The organism is Streptomyces spinosisporus (assembly GCF_022698145.1).
Lineage (GTDB): Bacteria > Actinomycetota > Actinomycetes > Streptomycetales > Streptomycetaceae > Streptomyces > Streptomyces spinosisporus.
Genome location: NZ_JALDAX010000013.1, coordinates 64,335 through 88,320 on the forward strand (window position 1 = coordinate 64,335; position 23,986 = coordinate 88,320).

The window sequence follows — 23,986 nt, forward strand, 5'->3', positions numbered from 1 at the left end:
CCGCTGCTGCGTCCTGGCTCGAAGCCCCCCTGCTCCGCAGCTCGATCGAGTGATGGCCGTTCAACACCTGACACTTCCCCCCGGGTCACGTCCCTCTGCCGGTCACTGCACCGCCGGCCCGCAGCATTCCCAAGAACGCCCGCCACGATGCGCGGGACAACGACACCACCGCTGTGTTCGGATTCCGTGAGTCGCGGACGGCCACCGTGCTTCCGAGGAAGGCCACTTCGACACATTCACCGTTCGTACCGCTGTAACTGCTCTTGCGCCACAACCACGGAGAACCCTTCGCATGGGTCACGCCGACCTCCTCCGTCAGAGAGCCGACGTCCCCCGACCCTGTCCATCGTCGTTCGCCCACGTCGTCGCACCATAGCTCCGCCACGCCATGCCGCCCAGAGGGACGGCAGGAGCGGCCGTGCGGGGGTCACGACCTGGAACCACATACTCGTGGACCGCTCTCACTTTGTTACTTCGAGTCTAAGAAGGCCTGAATTCGTCGCCTAGCGACATTCCGGCCCCTGTGTGGGTCCTGACACACTCCTCTCCGCAGGTCAACGGCAAGTTGACTGGAATTCGCGCACCATGGTGGACTGCCGGAGCCAATACGGCGGCAAGAGAGGAAGCCGGTGGAAGTCCGGCGCGGTCCCGCCACTGTCACCGGGGTAGGTAGCCCCGGGAGCCAGGAACTCTCACCGCCGGTCTCGTCGAACCAGGGCGTGGACACCCTGAGTGAGGACATATCGCCATGCGCGGCTGCCAGTTGAGGACCTCCGGGGTGCGCCCCCGGGCCGTCCGGGTCGACACCCGAAGTCTGTTCCTCTCCACGGCCGGCTGAGCCGATGCGTGCCGGTCGCGTCTTCGCGTACGGCGCCGCCGCCGGGCTTCTCGGTGACCATCTCCTCGGCGATCCGCGCCGCGGGCATCCGGTCGCCGCGTTCGGGCGGGCCGCCGGGGCGGTGGAGAAGGTGCTGTGGCGGGACCACCGCGGGTGGGGCGCGCTGCACACCGCCGTGTGCGTCGGCGGTGCCGTGGCGCTCGGTGCCGTGGCGCAGCGGGCCGTACGGGCCTCCGCTGCCGCCTCCGTCGCGCTGACCGCCGCCGCCACCTGGGCCGTGGTCGGCGGGACCTCGCTCGCGCGCGAGGCCCGGGGCATCGCGTACGCCCTGGAGCGCGGCGACGTCGAGGGCGCCCGCGCGCGGCTGCCGCATCTGTGCGGGCGCGATCCGCAGGCGCTGGACGCCGACGGGATCGCGCGGGCCGTGGTCGAGTCCGTCGCCGAGAACACCTCCGACGCGGTCGTGGGGGCGCTCGTGTGGGGCGGCGTCGGCGGGGTGCCGGGGCTGCTCGGCTTCCGCGCGGTCAACACGCTCGACGCCATGGTGGGGCACAGATCGCCCAAGTACCTGCGCTACGGCTGGGCTTCCGCCCGCCTCGACGACGTCGCCGGGTGGCCCGGCGCCCGCCTCACCGCCGTACTGGCGACCGTCGCGGGCGGCGATCCCCGCGCGGCCGTGCGCGCCTGGCGTACCGACGCGGGCAAACACCCGAGCCCCAACGCCGGCCCCGTGGAGGCCTCGTTCGCGGGCGCCCTCGGCGTTCGGCTCGGCGGGACCCTGTCCTACGGCGGGCGCGTCGAGCACCGGCCCGTCCTCAACGCCCACGGCCGCACCGTCACCGTCCCGGACATCGAACGGGCCGTACGACTCTCCCGACGAGTCGGCCTCCTCGCGCTCGGCGCCGCCGCCGCCGTACGCCTCGTGAAAGGGCATCGCTCATGAACGGCGGGGGGCTCCTCGTCGCCGGCACCACTTCCGACGCGGGCAAGAGTGTCGTCACCGCCGGGATCTGCCGCTGGCTCGTGCGGCAGGGGGTGAAGGTCGCGCCCTTCAAGGCGCAGAACATGTCCCTCAATTCGTTCGTGACGCGGGAGGGTGCCGAGATCGGGCGGGCCCAGGCGATGCAGGCGCAGGCGTGCCGGGTGGAGCCGACCGCGCTGATGAACCCGGTGCTGCTCAAGCCCGGTGGGGAGAAGAGCAGTCAGGTCGTGCTCATGGGCCGGCCCGTGGGCGAGATGAGTGCGCGCGGGTATCACGGGGGGCGGCAGCAGCAACTCCTCGGGACCGTGCTCGACTGTCTCGCCGAGTTGCGGGGCACGTATGACGCGGTGATCTGTGAGGGGGCGGGGAGTCCGGCGGAGATCAATCTGCGGCGGACCGACATCGTGAACATGGGGATCGCGCGGAATGCGCGGCTGCCCGTGCTCGTCGTCGGGGACATCGACCGCGGCGGCGTCTTCGCCTCCTTCTTCGGGACCGTCGCCCTGCTCTCCCCCGAGGACCAGGAGTTCGTCGCCGGGTTCCTCGTCAACAAGTTCCGGGGGGACGTGAGCCTGCTGGAGCCCGGGCTCGACATGCTGCACGGGCTCACCGGGCGGCACACGTACGGCGTGCTGCCCTTCCGGCACGGGCTCGGCATCGACGAGGAGGACGGGCTGAGGGTCTCCTTGCGGGGGACCGTACGGGAGTCGAACGTCGCCCCGCCCGTCGGCGAGGACGTCCTGCGCGTCGCCGTCTGTGCCGTCCCCCTCATGTCCAACTTCACCGACGTGGACGCCCTGGCCGCCGAACCCGGCGTCGTGGTGCGGTTCGTGGACCGGCCGGAGGAGGTGGCCGACGCGGACCTCGTCGTCGTACCGGGGACCCGGGGGACGGTGCGGGCCCTGGAGTGGCTGCGCGAGCGGGGTCTTGCCCAGGCCCTGGTCCGCAGAGCCGCCGAGCGAAGGCCCACGCTCGGCATCTGCGGCGGCTTCCAGATCCTCGGCGAACGCATCGAGGACGAGGTCGAGTCGCGGGCCGGCGAGGTCCCAGGGCTCGGAATCCTGCCCGTGCGGGTGCGGTTCGCCCGCGAGAAGACCCTGACCCGCCCGGTGGGCGAGGCCCTCGGTGAGCGGGTCGAGGGCTACGAGATCCATCACGGGGTCGCCTCGGTCGACGGCGGCGAGACCTTCCTGGACGGCTGCCGCGTCGGACAGACCTGGGGCACGCACTGGCACGGTTCGCTGGAGTCGGACGGCTTCCGGCGGGCCTTCCTGCGCGAGGTGGCGGCCGCCGCGGGCCGCCGTTTCGTCCCGGCCCCCGACACCTCGTTCGCCGCGCTGCGCGAGGAGCAGCTCGACCGGCTCGGCGACCTGATCGAACAGCACGCGGACACGGACGCGCTGTGGCGGCTCATCGAGTCCGGCGCGCCGCAAGGACTGCCTTTCATTCCACCGGGAGCGCCCGCATGAGCACAGTGTTGTTGTTGTCGACCGCCGACACGGACCTGCTGGCGGCGCGGGCCGCGTCCGGTGCCGGCTACCGCATCGGCAACCCGACCCGCATCGACGTCACGGACGAGCTGCCCGCGCTCCTGGACAGCGCCGACCTCGCGGTCGTACGGCTGCTCGGCGGGAAGCGGGCCTGGGAGGACGGGCTCGCAGCCCTGAAGGCGTCCGGCGTCCCGACCGTGCTGCTGGGCGGAGAGGCCGTCCCGGACGCGGAGTTGATGGCCGAGTCGACCGTGCCCGCGGGCGTCGTGGCCGAGGCGCTGAGGTATCTCGTCGAGGGCGGCCCCGCCAACCTCACCGAACTCGCCCGGTTCCTGTCGGACACCGTGCTGCTGACGGGCGAGGGGTTCGTCGAGCCGCGGAAGATGCCGGAGTACGGCATCCACGGCGGGCGTCCGCGCGTCGAGGGGCGGCCGACCGTCGGCGTGCTCTTCTACCGGGCCCACGAGCTCAGCGGCAACACCGCCTTCGTGGACACCCTGTGCGACGCGATCGAGGCCCGCGGCGCCAACGCCCTTCCCGTGTACTGCGGTTCGCTGCGCGGCGCGGACGCGGGCCTGTACGAGATCCTCGCCGGGGCGGACGCCCTGGTCGCCACCGTCCTCGCGGCCGGCGGCACGCACGCCTCGCAGGCGTCGGCGGGCGGCGACGAGGAGGCCTGGGACATCGGGGCGCTCGCCGATCTCGACGTACCCGTGCTGCAGGGGCTCTGCCTCACCTCGTCGCGGGCCGCCTGGGAGGCGTCCGACGCGGCCCTGTCCCCCATGGACGCGGCGATGCAGGTCGCCATCCCGGAGTTCGACGGGCGCCTGGTCACCGTCCCGTTCTCCTTCAAGGAGCAGGGACCCGACGACGTTCCGGTGTACGTCGCCGACCCCGAGCGGGCCGCGCGGGTCGCCGGAATCGCCGTACGGCACGCGCGGCTCAGGCACACGCCGAACGCCGAGAAGAAGCTCGCGCTCGTCTTCACCGCCTACCCGACCAAGCACTCGCGCGTCGGCAACGCGGTCGGCCTGGACACGCCCGCGTCGGCGGTACGCGTGCTCGACGCGCTCAAGGACGCCGGGTACGGCGTCAGCGAATACCCCTCCGGGGGCGACGAGTTGATCCACCGGCTCATCGAGGCGGGCGGGCACGACGTCGAGTGGCTGACCGAGGACCAGCTCGCAGCCGCCCCCGCGCGCGTGCCGCTCGCCGACTACCGGGCGTGGTTCGACAAGCTCGACCCGGGGCTTCGGGAGGCGATGACCGAGGCGTGGGGCGAGCCGCCGGGCTCGCTGTACGTCGACGGCGACGACATCGTGCTCGCCTGTCTCCAGTTCGGGAACGTCGTCGTGATGATCCAGCCGCCACGCGGCTTCGGCGAGAACCCCATCGCGATCTACCACGACCCCGACATGCCGCCCTCGCACCACTACCTGGCGGCCTACCGCTGGCTGGAGAACAGCTTCGGCGCCGACGCGATCGTCCACATGGGCAAGCACGGCACGATGGAGTGGCTGCCCGGCAAGGGACTCGGGCTCAGCGGCGGCTGCGCGCCGGACGCCGTGCTCGGCGAACTGCCCCTGATCTACCCGTTCATCGTCAACGACCCCGGCGAGGGCACCCAGGCCAAGCGGCGCGGACACGCCACGGTCGTCGACCACCTCGTACCGCCGATGGCGCGCGCCGACACCTACGGCGACCTCGCCAAGCTGGAGCAGCTGCTCGACGAGTACGCGCTCGTCTCCGACCTGGACCCGACGAAGGCGCCGGCGGTGCGCGCGCAGATCTGGACGCTGGTCAAGGCGGCCGAGCTGCACCATGACCTGCATGTGGACGAGCAGCCGGACGACGGCGACTTCGACGAGTTCGTCATGCACATCGACGGCTATCTGTGCGAGATCAAGGACGTGCAGATCCGCGACGGTCTGCACATCCTCGGCGGCGGGCCGGTCGGCGAGCCCCGGGTGAACCTGGTGCTCGCCGTGCTGCGCGCCGCGCAGGTGTGGGGCGGGCAGGCGAACGCGCTGCCGGGCCTGAGGGCCTCGCTGGCCGCCCATTTCGGGCTCGGCGAGAAGGAGTTGCTGGCCGAGCCGGGTGCGCCGGTGAAGGTGCCGGTGGAGCTGACGGACCTCGTCGAGGGTCCGTCGCGTACGGCCGCCGACGCGGTCGACCTGCTGGAGCAGTTGTGCCGGCGGTGCGCGCAGGGCATGGAGGAGCGCGGCTGGGACATCACGGCCGTCCCGGCGCTCGTCCGTGACGTCGTCGGCACCGAACTCCCGGACGCGGTCGCCGTGTTGGGGTTCGCCTGCCGGGAGGTCGTGCCACGGCTCGCCCGCACCACCGACGAGATCGGCCACATCCTCAAGGCGCTGGACGGCGGGTACATCCCCGCGGGTCCCTCGGGATCGCCGACCCGCGGGCTGGTCAACGTCCTGCCGACGGGCCGCAACTTCTACTCGGTCGACCCCAAGGCCATTCCCTCCAGGCTGAGTTGGGAGGTCGGGCAGTCGCTGGCCGACTCGCTCGTCCAGCGGTATCTGCAGGACACCGGCGCCTACCCGAAGTCCGTGGGCCTGACGGTGTGGGGCACGTCCGCGATGCGCACCCAGGGCGACGACATCGCCGAGATCCTGGCGCTGCTGGGCTGCCGGCCGGTGTGGGACGACGCCTCGCGCCGGGTGACCGGCTTCGAGGTCGTCCCCCTGGCGGAGCTGGGGCGTCCCCGCATCGACGTCACGGTGCGTATCTCCGGCTTCTTCCGGGACGCGTTCCCGCACGTGGTCGGGCTGATCGACGACGCGGTACGGACGGTCGCCGAGCTGGACGAGCCCGCCGACGGGAACTTCGTGAAGGCGCACGCCGACGAGGACACGGCCGGGCACGGCGACCGGCGGCGCGCGACCGCCCGCATCTTCGGCTCCAAGCCGGGCGCGTACGGCGCCGGGCTGCTGCCGCTGATCGACGCCCGCAACTGGCGCTCCGACGCCGACCTCGCCGAGGTGTACGCGGTCTGGGGCGGCTACGCCTACGGGCGCGGCCTCGACGGGCGGGCCGCGCGGGGCGACATGGAGACGGCGTTCCGGCGGATCAACGTCGCGGCCAAGAACGTCGACACCCGCGAGCACGACCTCGTCGACGCCGACGACTACTTCCAGTACCACGGCGGCATGGTCGCCATGGTGCGCCATCTGACGGGCGAGAGCCCCGAGGCGTACGTCGGCGACTCCGCCACCCCCGACCAGGTGAAGACCCGCACGCTCGGCGAGGAGACCCACCGCGTCTTCCGCGCCCGCGTGGTCAACCCCCGCTGGATGGCGGCGATGCGGCGCCACGGCTACAAGGGCGCCTTCGAGATGGCGGCCACCGTCGACTACCTCTTCGGGTACGACGCGACGGCCGGGGTCGTCGACGACTGGATGTACGAGAAGCTCAGCGCCGAGTACGTCTTCGCCCCGGAGAACCGGGAGTTCATGAAGAAGTCCAACCCGTGGGCGCTGCGCGGGATCACCGAGCGGCTGCTGGAGGCCGCGGACCGGGGGCTGTGGGCCGAGCCGGACGCGGACAAGCTGGAGCAGTTGCGCGCGACGTATCTGGAGCTGGAAGGCGACTTGGAGGGCGACCAGTGACCACCCCGTTCCCCTTTACGGCCGTGGTCGGCCAGGACGACCTGCGGCTCGCGCTGCTGCTGAACGCCGTCTCCCCGGCGGTCGGCGGTGTGCTGGTGCGCGGTGAGAAGGGCACCGCCAAGTCGACGGCCGTGCGCGCCCTTTCGGCGCTGATGCCGCACCTCGACGTCGTCTCCGGGTGCCGCTTCTCCTGTGACCCGGACGCCCCCGACCCGGCCTGCCCGGACGGTCCGCACGAGCCGGGGGCGTTCGAGACCCGCCCGGCACGGATGGTCGAACTGCCCGTCGGCGCCTCGGAGGACCGCCTCGTCGGTGCCCTGGACATCGAGCGGGCGCTGGCCGAGGGCGTCAAGGCCTTCGAGCCCGGCCTGCTCGCCGACGCGCACCGCGGCATCCTCTACGTCGACGAGGTCAACCTCCTCCACGACCACCTGGTCGACCTGCTCCTTGACGCGGCGGCGATGGGCGCCTCGTACGTCGAGCGCGAGGGCGTCTCCGTGCGGCACGCCGCCCGCTTCCTGCTCGTGGGCACCATGAACCCCGAAGAGGGCGAGCTGCGGCCGCAGTTGCTCGACCGGTTCGGGCTGACCGTCGAGGTCGCGGCCTCCCGGGAGCCGGACCAGCGGGTGGAGGTCGTACGGCGCAGGCTCGCCTACGACGACGATCCGGCCAGGTTCGCGGCCCGTTGGGCGGGCGAGGAGGCGGCCGTACGCCAACGGATCGTCGCCGCACGGGAGTTGCTGCCCTCGGTGCGGCTAGGTGACGGGGCGCTGCGGCAGATCGCGGCGACCTGCGCCGCCTTCGAGGTGGACGGCATGCGCGCCGACATCGTGATGGCCCGGACGGCGACCGCGCTCGCGGCCTGGGCCGGGCGCACCGAGGTGCTCGCCGAGGACGTACGGCAGGCGGCGCTGCTCGCGCTGCCGCATCGGCGCCGCCGCAATCCCTTCGACGCGCCGGGCCTCGACGAGGACAAGCTGGACGAGACGCTGGCGGAGTTCGCGGAGCCGGAGGAGGACGACGATCCGGACCCGGACGGTGGTCCGGATGGTCCCGGTGGTGGCGGGCAGCCGGAGCCGGACGCCGGGCCGCAGGGCGGGGACTCCGGGGCCCGTCCCGAGGCCGGCGAGGACGGCGAACCGCAGGCCTCCGGCGCCGGCGAGCAGTCCCCCGTACGCGCCTCCGAGCCCTTCCGCACCAAGGTGCTCAGCGTGCCCGGGATCGGTGAGGGGGCCGCCGGGCGGCGTTCGCGGGCGCGGACGGAGCACGGGCGGACCACGGGGGCCCGGCGGCCGCAGGGCGCGCTGACCAAGCTGCACCTGGCGGCCACCGTGCAGGCGGCCGCGCCGCATCAGCGGGCGCGCGGGCGCTCCGGACGCGGCCTTGTGGTGCGCCGGGACGATCTGCGGCAGGCGACCCGGGAGGGGCGCGAGGGCAACCTCGTGCTGTTCGTCGTGGACGCCTCCGGGTCGATGGCCGCGCGGCAGCGGATGAGCGCCGTGAAGGGCGCGGTGCTGTCGCTGCTGCTGGACGCCTACCAGCGGCGGGACAAGGTGGGGCTGGTGACGTTCCGGGGGGCCGCGGCCGAGGTGGCGCTGCCGCCCACGTCGTCCGTGGACGCGGCGGCGGCCCGCCTGGAGTCGCTGCCGACCGGCGGGCGCACCCCGCTGGCGGCCGGGCTGCTCAAGGCCCATGACGTGCTGCGGGTGGAACGGCTCAGGGATCCGGCGCGGCGCGCGCTGGTGGTCCTGGTGACGGACGGGCGGGCCACGGGCGGTCCGGAGCCGGTGGCGCTCGCGGGGCGCGCGGCACGGCTGTTCGCGGCCGAGGGCACCGCTTCGGTGGTGGTCGACTGCGAGTCGGGGCCGGTACGGCTGGGGTTCGCGGGGCAGCTCGCGGGTGAACTCGGCGGCACGGCCGTGACGCTGGACGAACTGCGGGCGGACGCGATCGCCGGACTGGTGAAGGACGTGCAGGGGACTTCGAGGAGGGCCGCGTAATGCCGCAGGGGCAGCCGAGTGTCGTACCGGACGACGGGCTGACGACGCGTCAGCGCCGCAACCGGCCACTCGTCGTCGTGCACACCGGGATCGGCAAGGGCAAGTCGACCGCCGCCTTCGGGCTCGCGCTGCGGGCCTGGAACCAGGGATGGCCGATCGGGGTGTTCCAGTTCGTCAAGTCGGCCAAGTGGAAGGTCGGCGAGGAGCGGGCGCTGCGGGTGCTCGGGGACTCCGGCGAGGGCGGGCCGGTCGCCTGGCACAAGATGGGCGAGGGCTGGTCCTGGGTGCAGCGGGACGCGCAGATGGACAACGCGGAGAAGGCACGCGAGGGCTGGGAGCAGGTCAAGCGTGACCTCGCGGCCGAGACGTACCGGCTGTACGTGCTCGACGAGTTCGCGTACCCGATGCACTGGGGGTGGGTGGACACGGACGAGGTGGTCGACGTGCTGCGCAACCGGCCCGGGACCCAGCATGTGGTGATCACCGGGCGGAACGCGCCCGAGAAGCTCGTCGGCTTCGCCGATCTCGTGACCGACATGTCCAAGGTCAAGCACCCGATGGACGTGGGCCAGAAGGGGCAGAGGGGCATCGAGTGGTGACCTCCGTGTCCTCCGTCCCCCGGCTGGTCATCGCCGCGCCCTCCTCGGGCAGCGGCAAGACCACCGTCGCCACGGGGCTGATGGCCGCGTTCGCCGCGCGGGGGCTCGCCGTGTCCCCGCACAAGGTCGGGCCGGACTACATCGACCCCGGGTACCACGCGCTCGCCACCGGGCGGGTGGGGCGGAACCTCGACGCGTATCTGTGCGGGCCCGAGTTGATCGGGCCGCTGTTCGCGCACGGTGCGCGCGGGTGCGACGTCGCGGTCGTCGAGGGTGTGATGGGGATGTTCGACGGGGCGGCGGGGGAAGGCGAGTTGGCGTCCACCGCGCATGTCGCCAAGCTGCTGCGGGCGCCCGTCGTGCTCGTCGTGGACGCCTCGTCGCAGTCGCGGACGGTGGCGGCGCTCGTCCACGGGTTCGCCTCCTTCGACCCGGAGGTGCGGGTTGCGGGCGTCCTCCTGAACAAGGTGGCCTCGGACCGGCACGAGGAGTTGCTGCGCGACGCCCTGGACCAGGCGGGGGTCCCGGTCCTCGGCGTACTGCGACGCGCCCCTCAAGTGGACACGCCTTCACGGCACTTGGGGCTGGTGCCGGTCGCCGAGCGGCAGTCGGCCGCGGTGGAGGCCGTGGCGGCGATGGCGGCCCAGGTCGAGCGGGGGTGCGACCTCGACGCGCTGATGGGGCTGGCTCGGGGTGCGGGTGCGCTGCCGTTCGGCGAGTGGGAACCTCCCACGGTCACCGTCGAGCGGCGTGCGGTGGTGGCCGTGGCCGGCGGGAGCGCGTTCACGTTCTCCTACGCCGAGCACGCCGAGCTGCTGACGGCGGCCGGTGCCGAGGTGGTCCCCTTCGATCCCCTGCGCGACGAGCAACTGCCCGACGGAACAAGCGGGTTGGTCATCGGCGGCGGTTTCCCCGAGGTGTACGCCGCCGAGCTGTCCGCCAACGAACCCCTGCGCAAGGCCGTCACCGCCCTCGCGGAGAGCGGCGCTCCCGTCGCCGCCGAGTGTGCCGGACTGCTGTATCTGTGCCGGGAGCTGGACGGGAAGCCGATGTGCGGGGTGATCGACGCGGCGGCGCGGATGAGCGAGCGGCTCACGCTCGGGTACCGGGACGCCGTCGCCGTCGGTGACAGCGTGCTGGCGCCCCCCGGGACCCGGATGCGGGGCCACGAGTTCCACCGCACGGTCGTCGAGCCGGCGGCCGGGGCGGCTCCCGCCTGGGGTGTGCGCGCCCCTGAGCGGCGCGTCGAAGGTTTCGTACAGCGAGGTGTGCACGCGAGTTATCTGCACACGCACTGGGCGTCCGAGCCCGGTGTGGCCCGTCGGTTCGTGGAGAGGTGCCGGACGTCATGAGCGCTCAGAGCAAGCTGATCGGCGTCGGGGTGGGGCCCGGGGACCCGGAGCTGGTGACCGTCAAAGGGGTCAACGCCCTGCGGGCCGCCGAGGTCGTCGTCGTGCCGGTGATGGACAGCGGGGAGCGGGGGCGGGCCGAGGCCACCGTGCTGCACTACGTGCCCGAAGAGAAGGTCGTTCGGGTCGTGTTCGCGCTGAACGAGCGGAGCGACCGGGCGCGGCGCGAGGCCGCGTGGGACGCGGCCGGGGCGCGGGTGGCGCGGCTGCTGCGGGAGCGCGGCACGGTCGCGTTCGCCACCATCGGCGACCCCAACGTGTACTCGACGTTCACCTATCTCGCGCAGACGATCGCCGAGCTGGTGCCCGGCACCGTCGTCGAGACCGTGCCCGGGATCACGGCCATGCAGGATCTCGCGGCGCGGTCGGGTGCCGTGCTCACCGAGGGGACCGAACCGCTCACCCTGGTGCCGGTGACCGCCGGGTCCGCCGTGCTCAAGGACGCCCTGGCCGGGCCCGGCACCGTCGTCGCCTACAAGTTCGGCCGGCAGGCGGGCGAGGTCGCCGAGGCGCTGCGCGAGACCGGGCGGATCGACGGCGCCGTGTGGGGCTCGGCGCTCGGCCTGGAGACGGAGTCGATCCGGCCGGCCGCGGAGCTGGACGGGGCCCCGCTGCCGTACCTGTCCACGCTCATCGCGCCCGCGCGGCGCGAGGGCGGGCGGGGCGGCAAGTTGTGACGCCCCGTACAGGGCACGCACGGCGAGGGGCCGCGGGCGCCTCAGCCGGCGAGGCCCACCACCAGCCAGATGAACAGCACGCCCGCGATCGTGCACAGCAGGGTCGAGCGGGCGGGGTGCTCGTGGTGCGCCTCGGGCAGGATCTCGGCCGCGGCGAGGTAGAGCAGTACGCCGCCGAAGAGGCCGAGATAGCCGCCGAGCAGGCCCTCGGGGATGGAGACGAAGGCGGTCGAGGCGGCGCCCACGACCGGTGCCGCCGCGTCCGCGAACAGCATGGTCAGCGCCCTGCGCCGGGCGTTCCCGTACAGGCTCGTGATCGTGTACGTGTTGAAGCCGTCCGCGAAGTCGTGGGCGACGACCGCCAGTGCGACCGCCGCGCCCATGCCGCCGCCGACCTGGAAGGCCGCGCCGATCGCCACACCGTCCATCGCGCTGTGGCCGACCATCGCCGCGGCGGCCGTGAGGCCCACCTCGGGCGCCCGGCCGTTGCTCTCCTCGCCGCCGTGCGAGGCCTGCCGGGCGGCCAGCAGACGTTCCACCAGGTGGGCCAGGAGGAAGCCGGCCACGAACAGCAGCAGGGCCGCCGGCACGCCGAAGACCTCGCCGCCGGCCGCCTGGAGCGCCTCCGGGAGCAGGTCCAGGCCGACGACGCCCAGCATCAGCCCGCCGGCCAGGCCCAGGACCAGATGGCGGCGGTCGGTCACACGCTGTGCCGTCCAGCCGCCGGCCAGCGTCATCAGGAACGCGCCGAGCGCGACGAAGACCGCCATGGGGCCTTGTTATCCGATCAACAGCCGTTCGCGCACATCGGGCGGGCGTACCGGCACCACCCGTAACACCTTTTGTCCAGAGAGGACCGATTTTCATGGCCGATGCCCCCACCGGCAAGGTGACCTTCGTCGGTGCCGGCCCCGGCGCCGCCGACCTGCTGACGTTCCGTGCCGCGCGTGCCATCGCCGAGGCCGACGTGGTGATCTGGGCGGCGAGCCTGGTGCAGGCGGAGGTCCTCGATCATGCGCGCGAGGGTGCGGAGATCCTCGACTCGGCGACGATGTCGCTGGAGGAGGTGGTCGCCGTCTACGAGCGGGCCCGCGCCGAGGGTCTGCGGGTGGCCCGGGTGCACTCCGGCGATCCCGCCCTGTGGGGCGGCACGCAGGAGCAGCTCGACCGGTGTGCGCGGCTCGGGGTGGAGACGGAGGTCGTGCCCGGTGTCTCCGCCTTCTCGGCCGTCGCCGCCCTCGTGCAGCGCGAGCTGACCATCCCGGAGCTGGCGCAGTCGGTCGTGCTCACCCGGCTCGGCGGCGGCAAGACGCCGATGCCGCCCGGGGAGGAGGTGCGGGAGTTCGCCCGGCACGGCACCACCATGGCGATCTTCCTGTCGGCCGCCCGCAGCGGGCAGCTGGTGCGGGAGCTGCTGGAGGGCGGCTATCCGACGTCCACGCCGGTCGTCGTCGCGTACCAGGCGACCTGGCCGGAGGAGCTGGTGGTGCGGTGCACGGTCGGGACGCTGGAGGAGACGGTCAAGGCGCACAAGCTCTGGAAGCACACCCTCTTCCTGGTCGGCCCGGCGCTCGACGCCGAGGGGACCCGCTCGCACCTGTACCACCCGGGCCACTTCCACGGCCACCGCAAGGCGGACCCCGAGGCCCGGCGGGCCCTGCGCGAGCGGGGGGCGAGTACGTGATCACGGTCCTCGGCACGGGGACGGGCGCGCCGGTCCCGCTCGACGCCCTGGCGCAGGCCGAGCTCGTCGTGGGCGGGCGCCGGCATCTGGACGCCGTACGGCTGCCCGCGGCCGCCGAGCGGATCGTGCTCGGGCCGCTGGCGCCCGCCCTGGACGCCATCGGGGAGTACGTCGCCAAGGAGCGGCGGGTGGTCGTGCTGGCCTCCGGTGACCCGGGGTTTTTCGGGATCGTGCGGGCGCTGGCCGAACGCTTCGGTGCGCGGCGCCTCGACGTACGGCCCGGTGTCCCCTCCGTCGCCGCCGCGTTCGCCCAGCTGGGGCTGAGCTGGGACGACGCGGTCGTGGTCAGCGCCCACGGCCGGGATCCGCGCACGGCCGTCAATGTGTGCCGAGCGCATCCGAAGGCCGCGGTGCTCACGGGGCCGGGCGCCGGTCCGGCGGAGCTGGGCGCCGCGCTCGCCCGCACCGCGCCCGGGCGGGTCCTCGTCGTCGCCTCCGCGCTGGGCTCCGGGCAGGAGCGCCTGGAGCGGGTCTCCCCGGCCGAGGCGGCGGGCCGCGACTGGGGTACGGCGGTGAATGTCGTCCTGTGCCTGGACGAGGCGCGGATGCCGGACGGTGCGCGCACGCTCGCGGGTCCCGTCCGGCCCGCCGGATGGGCGCTGGACGAGGCCGACTTCGCACACCGCGACTCGATGATCACCAAGTTCGAGGTACGGGCCCTGGCGCTGGCCCGGCTCGGACCGCGCCCCGGCGACCTGGTCTGGGACGTCGGCTCCGGCTCGGGCTCCGTGGCCGTGGAGTGTGCACGGCTGGGCGCCGCCGTCAGCGCGGTCGAGAAGGCCGCCGACGGGGTGCAGCGGATCCACGCCAACGCCGGGGCGCACGGCGTCGACGTGCATGTGGTGCACGGCGAGGCACCCGCCGCGCTGTACGGGCTCGACGAGCCCGACGCGGTGTTCGTCGGGGGCGGCGGGCGCGAACTGCCCGGGATCGTCGGCGCGTGCGCCCGGCGGGCCCGGCGCACGGTCGTGGTCGCCCTGGCGGCCCTGGACCGGGTGCCCGCGGTGCGTACGGCGCTCACCGGCGCCGGGTTCGACTGCGACGGGGTGCTGCTGCAGTCGTCCCGGCTCGCGCCGCTGCCCGGGGACGTGACCCGGCTGGCGGCGGCCAATCCGGTTTTCCTGCTGTGGGGCGCACGGCTCCACGCCTTCGCTGACAAGGGAGTTGCTCTGTGATCGGCCTCATTTCCGCCACCGCGGCGGGGGCGGCGGCGCGCGACCGGCTGGCCGCGGCGTGGCCGGACCGCACGCGCGTGTACGAGGGTCCCGTGGGGGGCGCCGTGCGGGCGGCGTTCGCGGAGTGCGAGCAGCTGGTGTGCTTCCTGGCGACCGGTGCGGTCGTACGGCTCGTGGCGCCGCTGCTGGCCGACAAGGCGTCCGACCCGGGTGTGGTGTGCGTCGACGAGGGCGGGCGGTTCGCCGTGTCGCTGGTCGGCGGGCACGGCGGCGGCGCCAACGAACTCGCCGTGGAGGTGGGCGAGTTGCTGGGCGCCGAGCCCGTGGTGACCACCGCGACGGACGCCGTGGGCCTCGCCGGTCTGGACACGCTGGGCCTGCCCGTGGAGGGCGACGTCGCCGGTGTGACCCGGGCCCTACTGGACGGGGAGCCGATCGCGCTGGACGCCGAGGTGCCGTGGCCGCTGCCGCCACTGCCGTTCGCCGCGCACGGCACGCACACCGTCCGGCTGACCGACCGGGCCGATCTGGCGGCGGGCGGCGAGGTGCTGCTGCGCCCGCCGTCCCTCGTCGTCGGTGTCGGCGCCTCCCGGGGCGTTCCGGCCGACGAGGTGCTGGAGCTCGTCGAGGCCGCCCTGCGGGACGCGGGTCTGTCCCCCCGCAGCGTCGCCGCCCTCGCCACCATGGACGCCAAGCGCGACGAGCCCGGCATCGTGGAGGCGGCGGCGCGGCTCGGGGTGCCCGTACTGACGTACCCGGCCGAGGAGTTGGCGGAAATCGAGGTGCCCAACCCCTCCGGCGCCCCGCTCGCCGCCGTGGGCACTCCGTCGGTCGCCGAGGCCGCCGCGCTCGCCCGCGGCGGTGAACTCCTCGTCCCCAAGCGGAAGTCGGCGCGCGCGGACGGACATGCCTCGATGGCGACCTGTGCCGTCGTACGGCGTCCGGCGCGCGGGCGGCTCGCGGTGGTCGGGCTCGGGCCCGGCGCCCGAGATCTGCTCACTCCGCGTGCCAGGGCCGAACTGCGGCGCGCCTCCGTGCTCGTGGGGCTCGACCAGTACGTCGACCAGATCCGCGATCTGCTGCGGCCCGGCACCCGGATCCTCGCGTCGGGGCTCGGCGCCGAGGAGGAGCGGGCGCGGACCGCGGTGGCCGAGGCCCGCCGCGGACAGGCCGTCGCGCTGATCGGCAGCGGGGACGCCGGCGTGTACGCCATGGCCTCCCCCGCGCTCGCCGAGGCCTCCGACGACATCGACGTGATCGGGGTGCCCGGCGTCACCGCCGCGCTCGCGGCCGGGGCGATCCTGGGCGCGCCGCTCGGCCACGACCATGTCTCCATCAGCCTCTCCGACCTGCACACGCCGTGGGAGGTCATCGAGCGGCGGGTGCGGGCGGCGGCCGAGGCGGACCTCGTGGTCACCTTCTACAACCCGCGCTCCCGGGGCCGGGACTGGCAGCTGCCGAAGGCGCTCGCAATCCTTGCCGAGCACCGGGAGCCGACGACGCCCGTGGGTGTCGTGCGCAATGCCTCGCGGCCCGACGAGTCGAGCCGGGTGACGACGCTGGCCGCGCTGGACCCGGCGACCGTCGACATGATGACGGTCGTGACCGTCGGCAACACGGCGACGCGTGAGATCGCGGGGCGCATGGTGACTCCGCGCGGCTACCGCTGGCAGGAGGGCACCCGGTGAACCGTGTGGTCCATCCGATCGAGGAGGAGTCGTACCGGCGGCTGCGCGCCCGCCTGGACACCTCGCACTTCCCGCCGCTGACGCGCGCGGTGGTGGAGCGGGTGATCCACTCCGCCGCCGACCTCGCGTACGCGGACGATCTCGTCATGGACGAGGGCGAGTTGGCGGCGGCGCACGCCGCGCTGCACGGCGGGGCGCCCGTGGTCGTCGACGTCGAGATGGTCGGCGCGGGCATCACCCGGCGCGAGACCGTCTGCCGCCTCAGGGACGCCGTGGCCGGGCCGGGCCTGACCCGCTCCGCGCACGCGATACGGCTGGCCTTCGAGGAGGTCGGTCCGGGCGCCCTGTGGGTGATCGGCAACGCGCCGACCGCCCTGGAGGAGCTGCTCACCCTGGACGCCGACCCGGCGCTCGTCATCGGGCTGCCGGTCGGCTTCGTCGGCGCGGTCGAGTCCAAGGCGGCACTCCGCGCGAGCGGACTGCCCGCCGTCAGCAACGTGTCCGAGAAGGGCGGCTCTGCGGTCGCCGCCGCCGCGCTCAACGCCCTGCTGTACCACCCTGTTTCACACCCCGAGGAGTCATCGTGACCACCCCGCCGCCCGCCCTGCTCATCGCCGGTCACGGCACCCGCGACGACGCCGGGGCCGAGGCGTTCCGCGCCTTCGTACGGCAGTTGGGAGAGCGCCACCCCCACCTGCCCGTCGCCGGCGGCTTCATCGAGCTGTCCCCGCCGCCGCTGGGCGACGCGGTCGCCGAACTGGTGGAGCGGGGGGTGCGGCGGTTCGCCGCCGTGCCGCTGATGCTGGTGTCCGCCGGGCACGCCAAGGGCGACATCCCGGCGGCGCTGTCCCGCGAGAAGGAACGGCACCAGGGGATCTCGTACACCTACGGGCGTCCGCTGGGCCCGCACCCCTCGCTGCTGTCGGTCCTGGAGCGGCGCCTGGACGAGGCGCTCGGTGGCACCGCCCGCACCCCCGAGGAGCGTGCCGAGGTGACCGTGCTGCTGGTCGGCCGGGGCTCCACGGACCCCGACGCCAACGCCGAGGTGCACAAGGCGGCGCGGCTGCTGTGGGAGGGGCGCGGATACGCGGGTGTGGAGACGGCGTTCGTGTCGCTGGCGGCGCCTGACGTGCCGAGCGGCCTGGACCGGTGCGCGAAGCTGGGCGCGCGGCGGGTCGTCGTGCTGCCGTACTTCCTGTTCACCGGCGTCCTGCCGGACCGGGTGCGCCGGCAGACCGAGGAGTGGGCGGCCGCGCACCCGCAGGTCGAGGTGCGTTCCGCCGAAGTCATCGGTCCCGAGCCGGAGTTGCTGGATCTGGTGATGGAGCGCTACGAGGAGGCCGTGCGGGGCGATCTGCGGATGAACTGCGACTCGTGCGTGTACCGCATCGCGTTGCCGGGCTTCGAGGACAAGGTCGGTCTGCCGCAGCAGCCGCACTTCCATCCCGACGACGACGGCCACCATCACCACGGGGGCCATCACGGCGGGCATCATCACGACGGGCACGCCCATGCACACTGACCGCGGGCACGATCTGCGTCACCACGGGGACGCGGAGGTGCGCGACGACGGTGCGGCGCTCGTCGACCTCGCCGTGAACGTGCGCACGGGCACCCCCCCGGTGTGGCTGCGCGAGCGCGTGGCCGGTGCGCTGGGCTCGCTCGCCGCCTACCCGGACGGGCGGGCCGCACGGGCTGCCGTCGCGGCGCGGCACGGGCTGCCCGTGGAGCGGGTGCTGCTGACGGCGGGCGCGGCCGAGGCGTTCGTGCTGCTCGCGCGGGCCCTGAAGGTGCGCAGACCGGTCGTGGTGCACCCGCAGTTCACGGAGCCGGAGGCGGCGCTGCGGGACGCCGGGCACTCGGTGGACCGGGTGCTGCTGCGCGAGGAGGACGGCTTCCGGCTCGATGTGGCGCGGATCCCCGAGGACGCGGACCTGGTGGTGATCGGCAATCCCACCAACCCCACCTCCGTCCTCCACCCCGCCGCGACGATCGCCGGACTCGCCCGTCCCGGGCGGACGTTGGTCGTCGACGAGGCGTTCATGGACGCGGTGCCCGGCGAGCCCGAGGCGCTGGCCGGGCGCACGGACGTGCCGGGCCTGGTGGTCCTGCGCAGCCTGACCAAGACCTGGGGGCTCGCGGGACTGCGGATCGGCTACGTGCTCGCCGAACCCGGGACGGTGGCCCGCCTGGAGCGCGCCCAGCCCCTGTGGCCGGTCTCCACGCCCGCGCTGGCCGCGGCCGAGGCCTGCATGGAGCCGCAGGCCCTGGCCGAGGCGGCGCACGCGGCCCACCGCATCGCCACGGACCGCGCCCATCTGGTCGCCGGGCTCAGCGAGTTCACCACGGACGGCCTGCGGCTGGTGCAGCCCGCCGAGGGCCCCTTCGTCCTCGCACGCCTGCCCCACGCCGCCGCCGTACGCCACCACCTGCGCGACCTGGGATTCGCGGTACGCCGGGGCGACACCTTCCCGGGACTCGGCAACGACTGGCTGCGACTGGCGGTACGGGACCGGACGACGGTCAACTCATTCCTACAGGCACTGGACCGGGCTCTGACCCTGGCGTCGCACCGCTGAGCGGGGGTGTGACGCCAGGGTGTTGGCCGGGGGGAACGCCCGCCGGGGCCGTAACCCGTCTCCGCAAGCCCCGACTCGACGCGCTGCGCCACGACGCCACCGAAGCCCGTGGTCGGCGACGACGGCCGCTGCGGCGGCCGTGCCGGACCGGACAACCCTCGACTCACTCCTGCAGGCACTGGACCGGGCATTGGCCCTGGCGTCGCACTGATCAACAGCCGTGTGGCGCCAGGGGTTTGTCCGGGAGCGCCTGACCGAACCGCTGGTTCAGTTGCGGGCGCGGCGCGTCAGGGCCACTGCTCCGCCGCCGGCCAGGAGCAGCACGATCGCGCCGCCCGCGATGTACGGCGTCATGGAGTTGCCGCCCGTCTCCGCGAGCCCCGACTCCTCGCCCTGCGCCTTGGTGCCACCACCGGGGTCCGTGCTCGGCGCCGACGACTGCTGCGCGGCGGCCGGTGCCTCGCAGGTCGCCTTCGCGAGGGTCAGCTCGCCCTCGACGTCGGCGACGTTGAGCTTCAACGGGTTGACGGAGACCTTCAGTTCGAGCGCGGTGGCGGCCGCCGTACGGGAGGTGGTCTCCTTCTTCGACAGGTCGAGACGGACCTCGCCGACGCCGGGCACCTTGACGTCCGTCGTGCCGCCGGCCGTGAGGGTGACCTTCTTGCCGAGGACGGTCACCGAGCCGGGCAGGTTCGACTCGGCGACGGGCGTCTTGCCGGCCGCGCACGTCGCCCTGGAGGTGACCTTCTCGATCTCGATGAGCGAGAGCAGCGGCAGACCGGGGACGTGCAGGCGGGCGTGGACGAGGTCGGTGCGGCCCTCTGCGCGTCCTGCGGTGACGGTCGCCTTCGCCGAAGCCGCCTGCGCGGTCAGCACGTTGAAGGGCTTGCCACCGTCGACGCCGTCCAGCGTGGCGGACAGCGCCGTCTTCTCGGCGCTCTGCGGCGCCTCGACCTGGTTGAGCGAGACCGCGAGCGGCACGTTCACGGTCTTGTTGAGCAGGGACACGTCGAGCCCGGTGCGCAGGACCACGGCGCTCGCGTGGCCCTGGTCGCCGGTCGCGTGCGCGGTGCCCGCGCCCGCCAGGGCCACGGGGCCTGCGGCGAGGGCCGTGGCCGTCGCGACGGTGGCGAGACGGCGTGCGGGCAGGCGGAATTTCTTGCCGTTCAAGGTGGGGACCCCTCGGAGGAGACATGCTCGGGACCCGCCAAGAATTACGCACCAGGAGTGAACCGGCGGCATTCCGGCGCCACTTCACCCCATCGTGCGTTCCCCGTGAACATTTTCGAATCGCGCGGCACAAGCGTTCCACCCTTTCCCCGCCGCACCGCCCCTTGCGGGTGTACGACGGCCGCCGCACCGGCGCACGGGACGGCGCGCGCCGCGTCAACAGGCGCTACGCGAAGGGGTGCCCGTCGACCACTACCCGCCGGGGTGCGGCGAGTACACGTACATCGGCCCGCGGATCCTCCTCGTAGACGACGAGATCGGCGGGCGCCCCCTCGTCGAGACCCGGCCGGCCGAGCCACTCGCGCGCGCCCCACGTCGTCGCCGACAGCGCCTCGACGGGCGGGATGCCCGCGGTGACCAGCTCCGCGACCTCGCCCGCCACGAGCCCGTGGCCGAGGTGGCCGCCCGCGTCGGTGCCGACGTACACCGGGATCCCGGCGTCGTAGGCGCTGCGCACGGTGTCGTAGCGGCGCTCGTGGAGGCGGCGCATATGGTCCGCCCACCGCGGGAACTTGTCCGCGCCGCCGTCCGCGAGCCGGGGGAAGGTCGCGATGTTGACCAGGGTCGGGACCATCGCCACGCCGCGCTCGGCGAACAGCGGGATCAGTTCGTCGGTCAGTCCGGTGGCGTGCTCGATGCAGTCGATGCCCGCCTCGACCAGGTCCCGCAGCGAGTTCTCGGCGAAGCAGTGCGCGGTGACCCGGGCGCCCATCCGGTGGGCCTCGGCGATGGCCGCGCCGACGGCGTCCCGCGGCCAGCTGGGGGCCAGGTCCCCGAGGTCGCGGTCGATCCAGTCGCCGACCAGCTTGACCCAGCCGTCCCCGCGGCGGGCCTCCTGGGCGACGTACGCGACCAGGTCCTCCGGCTCGATCTCCCAGGCGTAGCCGCGGATGTAGCGGCGGGTGCGGGCGATGTGCCGGCCGGCCCTGATGATCTTCGGGAGGTCCTCGCGGTCGTCGACCCAGCGGGTGTCCGAGGGCGAACCGGCGTCTCGCAGGAGCAGCGCGCCCGCGTCCCGGTCGGTCAGCGCCTGCTTCTCGGCCACGTCCTGCTCGACCGGGCCGTTCGGACCGAGCCCGACGTGGCAGTGGGCGTCGACGAGGCCGGGCAGCACCCAGCCCTCGACCGTACGGACGTCCCGGGCGCCGGCGGGACGGTCGTAGGAGATCCGGCCGCCGACCACCCACAACTCGTCCCGGACGTCGTCCGGCCCGACCAGGACCCGGCCCTTCACGTGCAGCACCGCGCGATCACTCATGCCAGCACCCTAATGACCGGCCCCGCGCCATGACCGGCCCCGGGCCATGACCGGCCCCGGGGCGCCCTAGTCGCCCTTGCCCAGCTGCTCCGGTGTGCCCTCCTCCACCTCGGCCATCGCCGGGTCGAGCAGGCGGGAGAGGAAGTGGCGGGTGCGTTCGTGGGCGGGGTCGCCGATGACCTGGGCGGGGGCGCCCTGTTCGACGATCACTCCGCCGTCCATGAAGACGACCCGGTCGGCGACCTCGCGGGCGAAGGTCATCTCGTGGGTGACGACCATCATGGTCATGCCCTCGTCGGCGAGCATGCGCATCACCGCGAGCACGTCCCCGACCAGCTCCGGGTCGAGCGCCGACGTCGGCTCGTCGAACAGCATCACCTCGGGACCCATCGACAGCGACCGTGCGATCGCCACGCGCTGCTGCTGGCCGCCGGAGAGGGAGGCGGGATAGGCGTCCGCCTTCTCCGACAGGCCCACCCGCGCCAGGTTCTCGGCCGCCACCCGCGCGGCCTCGGCCTTGTCCCGCCCGAGCACCCGGCGCTGCGGCAGCGTGAGGTTCCGGGTGACGGTGAGGTGCGGAAAGAGGTTGAACTGCTGGAAGACCATGCCGATACGGCGGCGTACGGCGTCGATGTCCACGTCGGGGTCGGTGAGTTCGGTGCCGCCGACGAGGACCTGCCCCTTGGTCGGCTCCTCCAGGAGGTTCACGCAGCGCAGCAGCGTCGACTTGCCGGAGCCGGACGGTCCGATGACGCACACCACCTCGCCCCGGCCGATCTCCAGGTCGATGCCGCGCAGCACCTCGTTGTCGCCGAACGACTTGTGCAGGCCGCGTACTTCGATCTCCGCACCCGCCGCGGGTGACGTCTGGCTCATTTCACGGCCTCCTGGGCCTTCGCCTCCATGCGGCGCACGACGAAGCCGAGCGGGATGGTCACCAGCAGGTAGCACAGCCCTGCGACCAGGATCGGCGTGGAGTTGGCGGTCGTACTGGCCAGGTCGCGGCCGTACTTGGACAGTTCGCGCTCCTCCAGGGTGACGCCGAGGAACAGCACCAGCGAGGAGTCCTTGAAGAGCAGGACGAGTTCGTTGGTCAGCGGCGGGAGGATGATGCGGAACGCCTGCGGGATGATGATCGAGATCATGGCGCGGGCGGGCGAGAACCCGAGTGAACGGGCCGCCTCCATCTGCCCCTTGGGCACGGCCTGGATGCCCGCGCGGATCGTCTCGGCCATGTAGGCGGCGGCGACCAGACCGAGCGCGAGGGCGACCTTGCCGTAGGTGCCGCCGACGATCTCCGTGCCGGGGAAGGCCAGGGGCACGGCGACGCCGATGAAGATGAAGATCAGCAGGGCGGGCAGTCCGCGGAAGATCTCGATGTAGATGCCGGCGACCCAGCGGTAGGGGCCCACCGAGGACAGCCGCATCAGCGCGATCACCATGCCGAGCACGAGGCCGACGACGAAGCCGGACAGCGTGTACAGCACGGTGTTCTTCAGCGCCAGCGTGATCACGTCGGGGAACATCTGCTTGGCGATGCTCCACTGCGCGAACTGGTTCTTCAGCCGGCCCCAGTCCGCCGCGACCGCGAAGGCGATCACGGCGGCGACGAAGACGACGTACTGCGCGCCGCGGGACAGGGTGCGCTTCTGCGTGCGGGTCAGGCCCTTCTTGCGGGGCTGGAGTCGTACGTCGGGTGCGGTCATGAGGCGGAGGGGGAGGCCGCGGACGCGTCGTAGGGGCCGATCCACTTCTCGTACAGCTTCTTGTACGTCCCGTCGGCCTTGGCGTCCTTGATCGCCTTGTTGACCGCGGCGAGGAGCTTGGTGTTGCCCTTCTTCACCGTGAAGCCGTACTGCTCACCGGTGTTGATCTGGCCGGCGACCTTGTAGGCGGCGTTGGCCTTGTCCTTCAGCCAGCCCTGGACGACGGGGTAGTCGATGACGACGGCCTTGACCTGGCCGGTGCGCAGGCCGTTGAGGACGGCGTCGGAGGACTCGAAGGAGACCGGGTCGAAGCCCTGCGACTTCGCGTAGTCCTCGCCGGTGGTCTGTGCCTGGGCGCCGAGCTTGACCTTCTTGGCCTTGGCGTCGGCGAGCGAGGTGATGCCGCTGTCCTTGCCGACCATCAGGGCCTGGGTGGCGTCGAAGTACGGGTCGGAGAAGTCGACGTTCTTCTTGCGCTCGGCGGTGATGGTCATGCCGGCCGCGGCCAGGTCGCACTCGCCGGAGTTGAGGAACGCGCCGGTCTTGAAGTTCTCGAAGGGCGTGTCGAGGATCTGCTGCTTGACGCCGAGGTCCTTGGCGACGAGGTCGATCATCGACACGTCGAAGCCCTGCACCTTGCCGTTGATCTCCGACTGGAAGGGCGGGTACGGCAGGTGGGTGCAGGTGGTCAGCTGTCCCGCCTTGACGAGTTGGACCCCGCCGGCGGCCGTCTTGCTGCCGCTGCCGCCGTTGTCGCTGGATGTGCAGGCGGCTACGAGCACCAGCCCGGCCGTCACGGTGATGGCGGCCAGAGTGCGGGTCCGGCGCCCGGAGGGGGTCTTCACGGGGGGCCTCCTGTGGGGGAACTGTGGGTTCCGATTATAAGGAGAGGTTTGGGTCTCTCAAACCAAACCGATGGTTGCGGGGGTGTCCGGCCTAAGAAGTCTCAAGTGGTGGGCACGTGGTAGGTGGGCCATATGGG

The 23,986-nt window shown here is 73.2% G+C and carries 20 protein-coding genes and 1 riboswitch; of the genes, 13 read left to right on the forward strand and 7 right to left on the reverse strand.

The features are described from left to right. Positions 1-85: 85 nt before the first annotated feature. Entirely contained in the window at positions 86-385 is a 300-nt protein-coding gene (locus tag MQN93_RS29430; protein WP_308404435.1) for a DUF397 domain-containing protein, read from the reverse strand. 187 nt (positions 386-572) lie between these two features. Beyond that, positions 573-711: riboswitch (cobalamin riboswitch) on the forward strand. Positions 712-842: 131 nt separating this feature from the next. Between MQN93_RS29430 and MQN93_RS29435 the strand changes: the two genes are divergently transcribed. The 7 genes from MQN93_RS29435 to cobI are packed head-to-tail and all read left to right on the forward strand — an operon-like array spanning position 843 to position 11,624. Continuing rightward, positions 843-1,781 (forward strand): cobalamin biosynthesis protein, encoded by a 939-nt coding sequence (locus MQN93_RS29435; RefSeq protein ID WP_242711934.1) that lies wholly within the window; start codon positions 843-845, stop codon positions 1,779-1,781. Then, positions 1,778-3,289, forward strand: a complete 1,512-nt coding sequence (locus MQN93_RS29440; protein ID WP_242711935.1) for a cobyric acid synthase — start codon at positions 1,778-1,780, stop codon at positions 3,287-3,289. The genes MQN93_RS29435 and MQN93_RS29440 overlap by 4 nt, the downstream gene beginning before the upstream one ends. Further along, the gene (cobN, locus tag MQN93_RS29445; RefSeq protein WP_242711936.1) at positions 3,286-6,939 is read left to right on the forward strand and encodes a cobaltochelatase subunit CobN; all 3,654 of its coding nucleotides are present in this window, start codon (positions 3,286-3,288) and stop codon (positions 6,937-6,939) included. The genes MQN93_RS29440 and cobN overlap by 4 nt, the downstream gene beginning before the upstream one ends. Next, positions 6,936-8,939, forward strand: a complete 2,004-nt coding sequence (locus MQN93_RS29450; protein WP_242711937.1) for a putative cobaltochelatase — start codon at positions 6,936-6,938, stop codon at positions 8,937-8,939. The genes cobN and MQN93_RS29450 overlap by 4 nt, the downstream gene beginning before the upstream one ends. Beyond that, entirely contained in the window at positions 8,939-9,538 is a 600-nt protein-coding gene (cobO, locus tag MQN93_RS29455; RefSeq protein WP_242711938.1) for a cob(I)yrinic acid a,c-diamide adenosyltransferase, read from the forward strand. The genes MQN93_RS29450 and cobO overlap by 1 nt, the downstream gene beginning before the upstream one ends. Further along, positions 9,535-10,890 carry a cobyrinic acid a,c-diamide synthase CobB gene (locus tag MQN93_RS29460; RefSeq protein WP_242712063.1) on the forward strand — a complete coding sequence of 452 codons (1,356 nt, stop codon included), beginning with the start codon at positions 9,535-9,537 and terminating at the stop codon, positions 10,888-10,890. Before cobO ends, MQN93_RS29460 begins: the two co-directional genes overlap by 4 nt. Continuing rightward, positions 10,875-11,624 carry a precorrin-2 C(20)-methyltransferase gene (gene cobI, locus MQN93_RS29465; RefSeq protein WP_037782676.1) on the forward strand — a complete coding sequence of 250 codons (750 nt, stop codon included), beginning with the start codon at positions 10,875-10,877 and terminating at the stop codon, positions 11,622-11,624. Before MQN93_RS29460 ends, cobI begins: the two co-directional genes overlap by 16 nt. Before the next feature lie 41 nt (positions 11,625-11,665). Here the strand turns inward: cobI and MQN93_RS29470 are convergent, their stop codons facing one another. Further along, positions 11,666-12,394, reverse strand: coding sequence for a ZIP family metal transporter (locus MQN93_RS29470; protein WP_016436227.1), 729 nt, complete (start codon positions 12,392-12,394; stop codon positions 11,666-11,668). Between the two features lie 95 nt (positions 12,395-12,489). On the opposite strand from MQN93_RS29470, the gene cobM reads away from it, so the two are divergent. From cobM to cobC, 6 genes are read left to right on the forward strand one after another with little or no spacing between them, the layout of a single operon-like run. Continuing rightward, positions 12,490-13,308 (forward strand): precorrin-4 C(11)-methyltransferase, encoded by an 819-nt coding sequence (gene cobM, locus MQN93_RS29475; protein ID WP_242711939.1) that lies wholly within the window; start codon positions 12,490-12,492, stop codon positions 13,306-13,308. Continuing rightward, complete coding sequence (cbiE, locus tag MQN93_RS29480; RefSeq protein ID WP_242711940.1) at positions 13,305-14,543, forward strand: precorrin-6y C5,15-methyltransferase (decarboxylating) subunit CbiE; 1,239 nt, start codon at positions 13,305-13,307, stop codon at positions 14,541-14,543. The genes cobM and cbiE overlap by 4 nt, the downstream gene beginning before the upstream one ends. Next, positions 14,540-16,231: a precorrin-3B C(17)-methyltransferase gene (gene cobJ / locus MQN93_RS29485; protein WP_242711941.1), complete on the forward strand. Its 1,692-nt coding sequence runs from the start codon at positions 14,540-14,542 to the stop codon at positions 16,229-16,231. The genes cbiE and cobJ overlap by 4 nt, the downstream gene beginning before the upstream one ends. Beyond that, positions 16,228-16,818, forward strand: a complete 591-nt coding sequence (locus MQN93_RS29490) for a precorrin-8X methylmutase (RefSeq protein ID WP_242711942.1) — start codon at positions 16,228-16,230, stop codon at positions 16,816-16,818. The genes cobJ and MQN93_RS29490 overlap by 4 nt, the downstream gene beginning before the upstream one ends. Continuing rightward, a complete protein-coding gene (locus MQN93_RS29495; protein WP_242711943.1) occupies positions 16,815-17,753 on the forward strand; it encodes a sirohydrochlorin chelatase in 939 nt (312 codons plus the stop codon). Before MQN93_RS29490 ends, MQN93_RS29495 begins: the two co-directional genes overlap by 4 nt. Further along, on the forward strand, positions 17,743-18,810 hold the full coding sequence (gene cobC, locus MQN93_RS29500) for an Rv2231c family histidinol phosphate aminotransferase CobC (protein WP_242711944.1): 1,068 nt from the start codon (positions 17,743-17,745) through the stop codon (positions 18,808-18,810). Before MQN93_RS29495 ends, cobC begins: the two co-directional genes overlap by 11 nt. A gap of 267 nt (positions 18,811-19,077) precedes the next feature. On the opposite strand, the gene MQN93_RS29505 is transcribed toward cobC, so the two are convergent. From MQN93_RS29505 to MQN93_RS29525, 5 genes are all read right to left on the reverse strand, one after another. Further along, positions 19,078-19,980: an SCO1860 family LAETG-anchored protein gene (locus MQN93_RS29505; protein ID WP_242711945.1), complete on the reverse strand. Its 903-nt coding sequence runs from the start codon at positions 19,978-19,980 to the stop codon at positions 19,078-19,080. A gap of 226 nt (positions 19,981-20,206) precedes the next feature. Further along, complete coding sequence (locus MQN93_RS29510; RefSeq protein ID WP_242711946.1) at positions 20,207-21,298, reverse strand: amidohydrolase family protein; 1,092 nt, start codon at positions 21,296-21,298, stop codon at positions 20,207-20,209. Between the two features lie 66 nt (positions 21,299-21,364). Continuing rightward, the gene (locus tag MQN93_RS29515) at positions 21,365-22,174 is read right to left on the reverse strand and encodes an amino acid ABC transporter ATP-binding protein (RefSeq protein WP_016436218.1); all 810 of its coding nucleotides are present in this window, start codon (positions 22,172-22,174) and stop codon (positions 21,365-21,367) included. Next, positions 22,171-23,004: an amino acid ABC transporter permease gene (locus MQN93_RS29520; RefSeq protein WP_016436217.1), complete on the reverse strand. Its 834-nt coding sequence runs from the start codon at positions 23,002-23,004 to the stop codon at positions 22,171-22,173. The genes MQN93_RS29515 and MQN93_RS29520 overlap by 4 nt, the downstream gene beginning before the upstream one ends. Further along, on the reverse strand, positions 23,001-23,849 hold the full coding sequence (locus MQN93_RS29525) for a transporter substrate-binding domain-containing protein (RefSeq protein ID WP_242711947.1): 849 nt from the start codon (positions 23,847-23,849) through the stop codon (positions 23,001-23,003). Before MQN93_RS29525 ends, MQN93_RS29520 begins: the two co-directional genes overlap by 4 nt. Positions 23,850-23,986: the final 137 nt, after the last annotated feature.

Coding starts and splice junctions, on each gene's coding strand:
- MQN93_RS29435 (WP_242711934.1), top strand. CDS start 843: ATGCGTGCCGGTCGCGTCTTCGCGTACGGCGCCGCCGCCGGGCTTCTC.
- MQN93_RS29440 (WP_242711935.1), top strand. CDS start 1,778: ATGAACGGCGGGGGGCTCCTCGTCGCCGGCACCACTTCCGACGCGGGC.
- cobN (WP_242711936.1), top strand. CDS start 3,286: ATGAGCACAGTGTTGTTGTTGTCGACCGCCGACACGGACCTGCTGGCG.
- cobO (WP_242711938.1), top strand. CDS start 8,939: ATGCCGCAGGGGCAGCCGAGTGTCGTACCGGACGACGGGCTGACGACG.
- MQN93_RS29470 (WP_016436227.1), bottom strand. CDS start 12,394: ATGGCGGTCTTCGTCGCGCTCGGCGCGTTCCTGATGACGCTGGCCGGC.
- cobM (WP_242711939.1), top strand. CDS start 12,490: ATGGCCGATGCCCCCACCGGCAAGGTGACCTTCGTCGGTGCCGGCCCC.
- cobC (WP_242711944.1), top strand. CDS start 17,743: ATGCACACTGACCGCGGGCACGATCTGCGTCACCACGGGGACGCGGAG.
- MQN93_RS29510 (WP_242711946.1), bottom strand. CDS start 21,298: ATGAGTGATCGCGCGGTGCTGCACGTGAAGGGCCGGGTCCTGGTCGGG.
- MQN93_RS29515 (WP_016436218.1), bottom strand. CDS start 22,174: ATGAGCCAGACGTCACCCGCGGCGGGTGCGGAGATCGAAGTACGCGGC.
- MQN93_RS29520 (WP_016436217.1), bottom strand. CDS start 23,004: ATGACCGCACCCGACGTACGACTCCAGCCCCGCAAGAAGGGCCTGACC.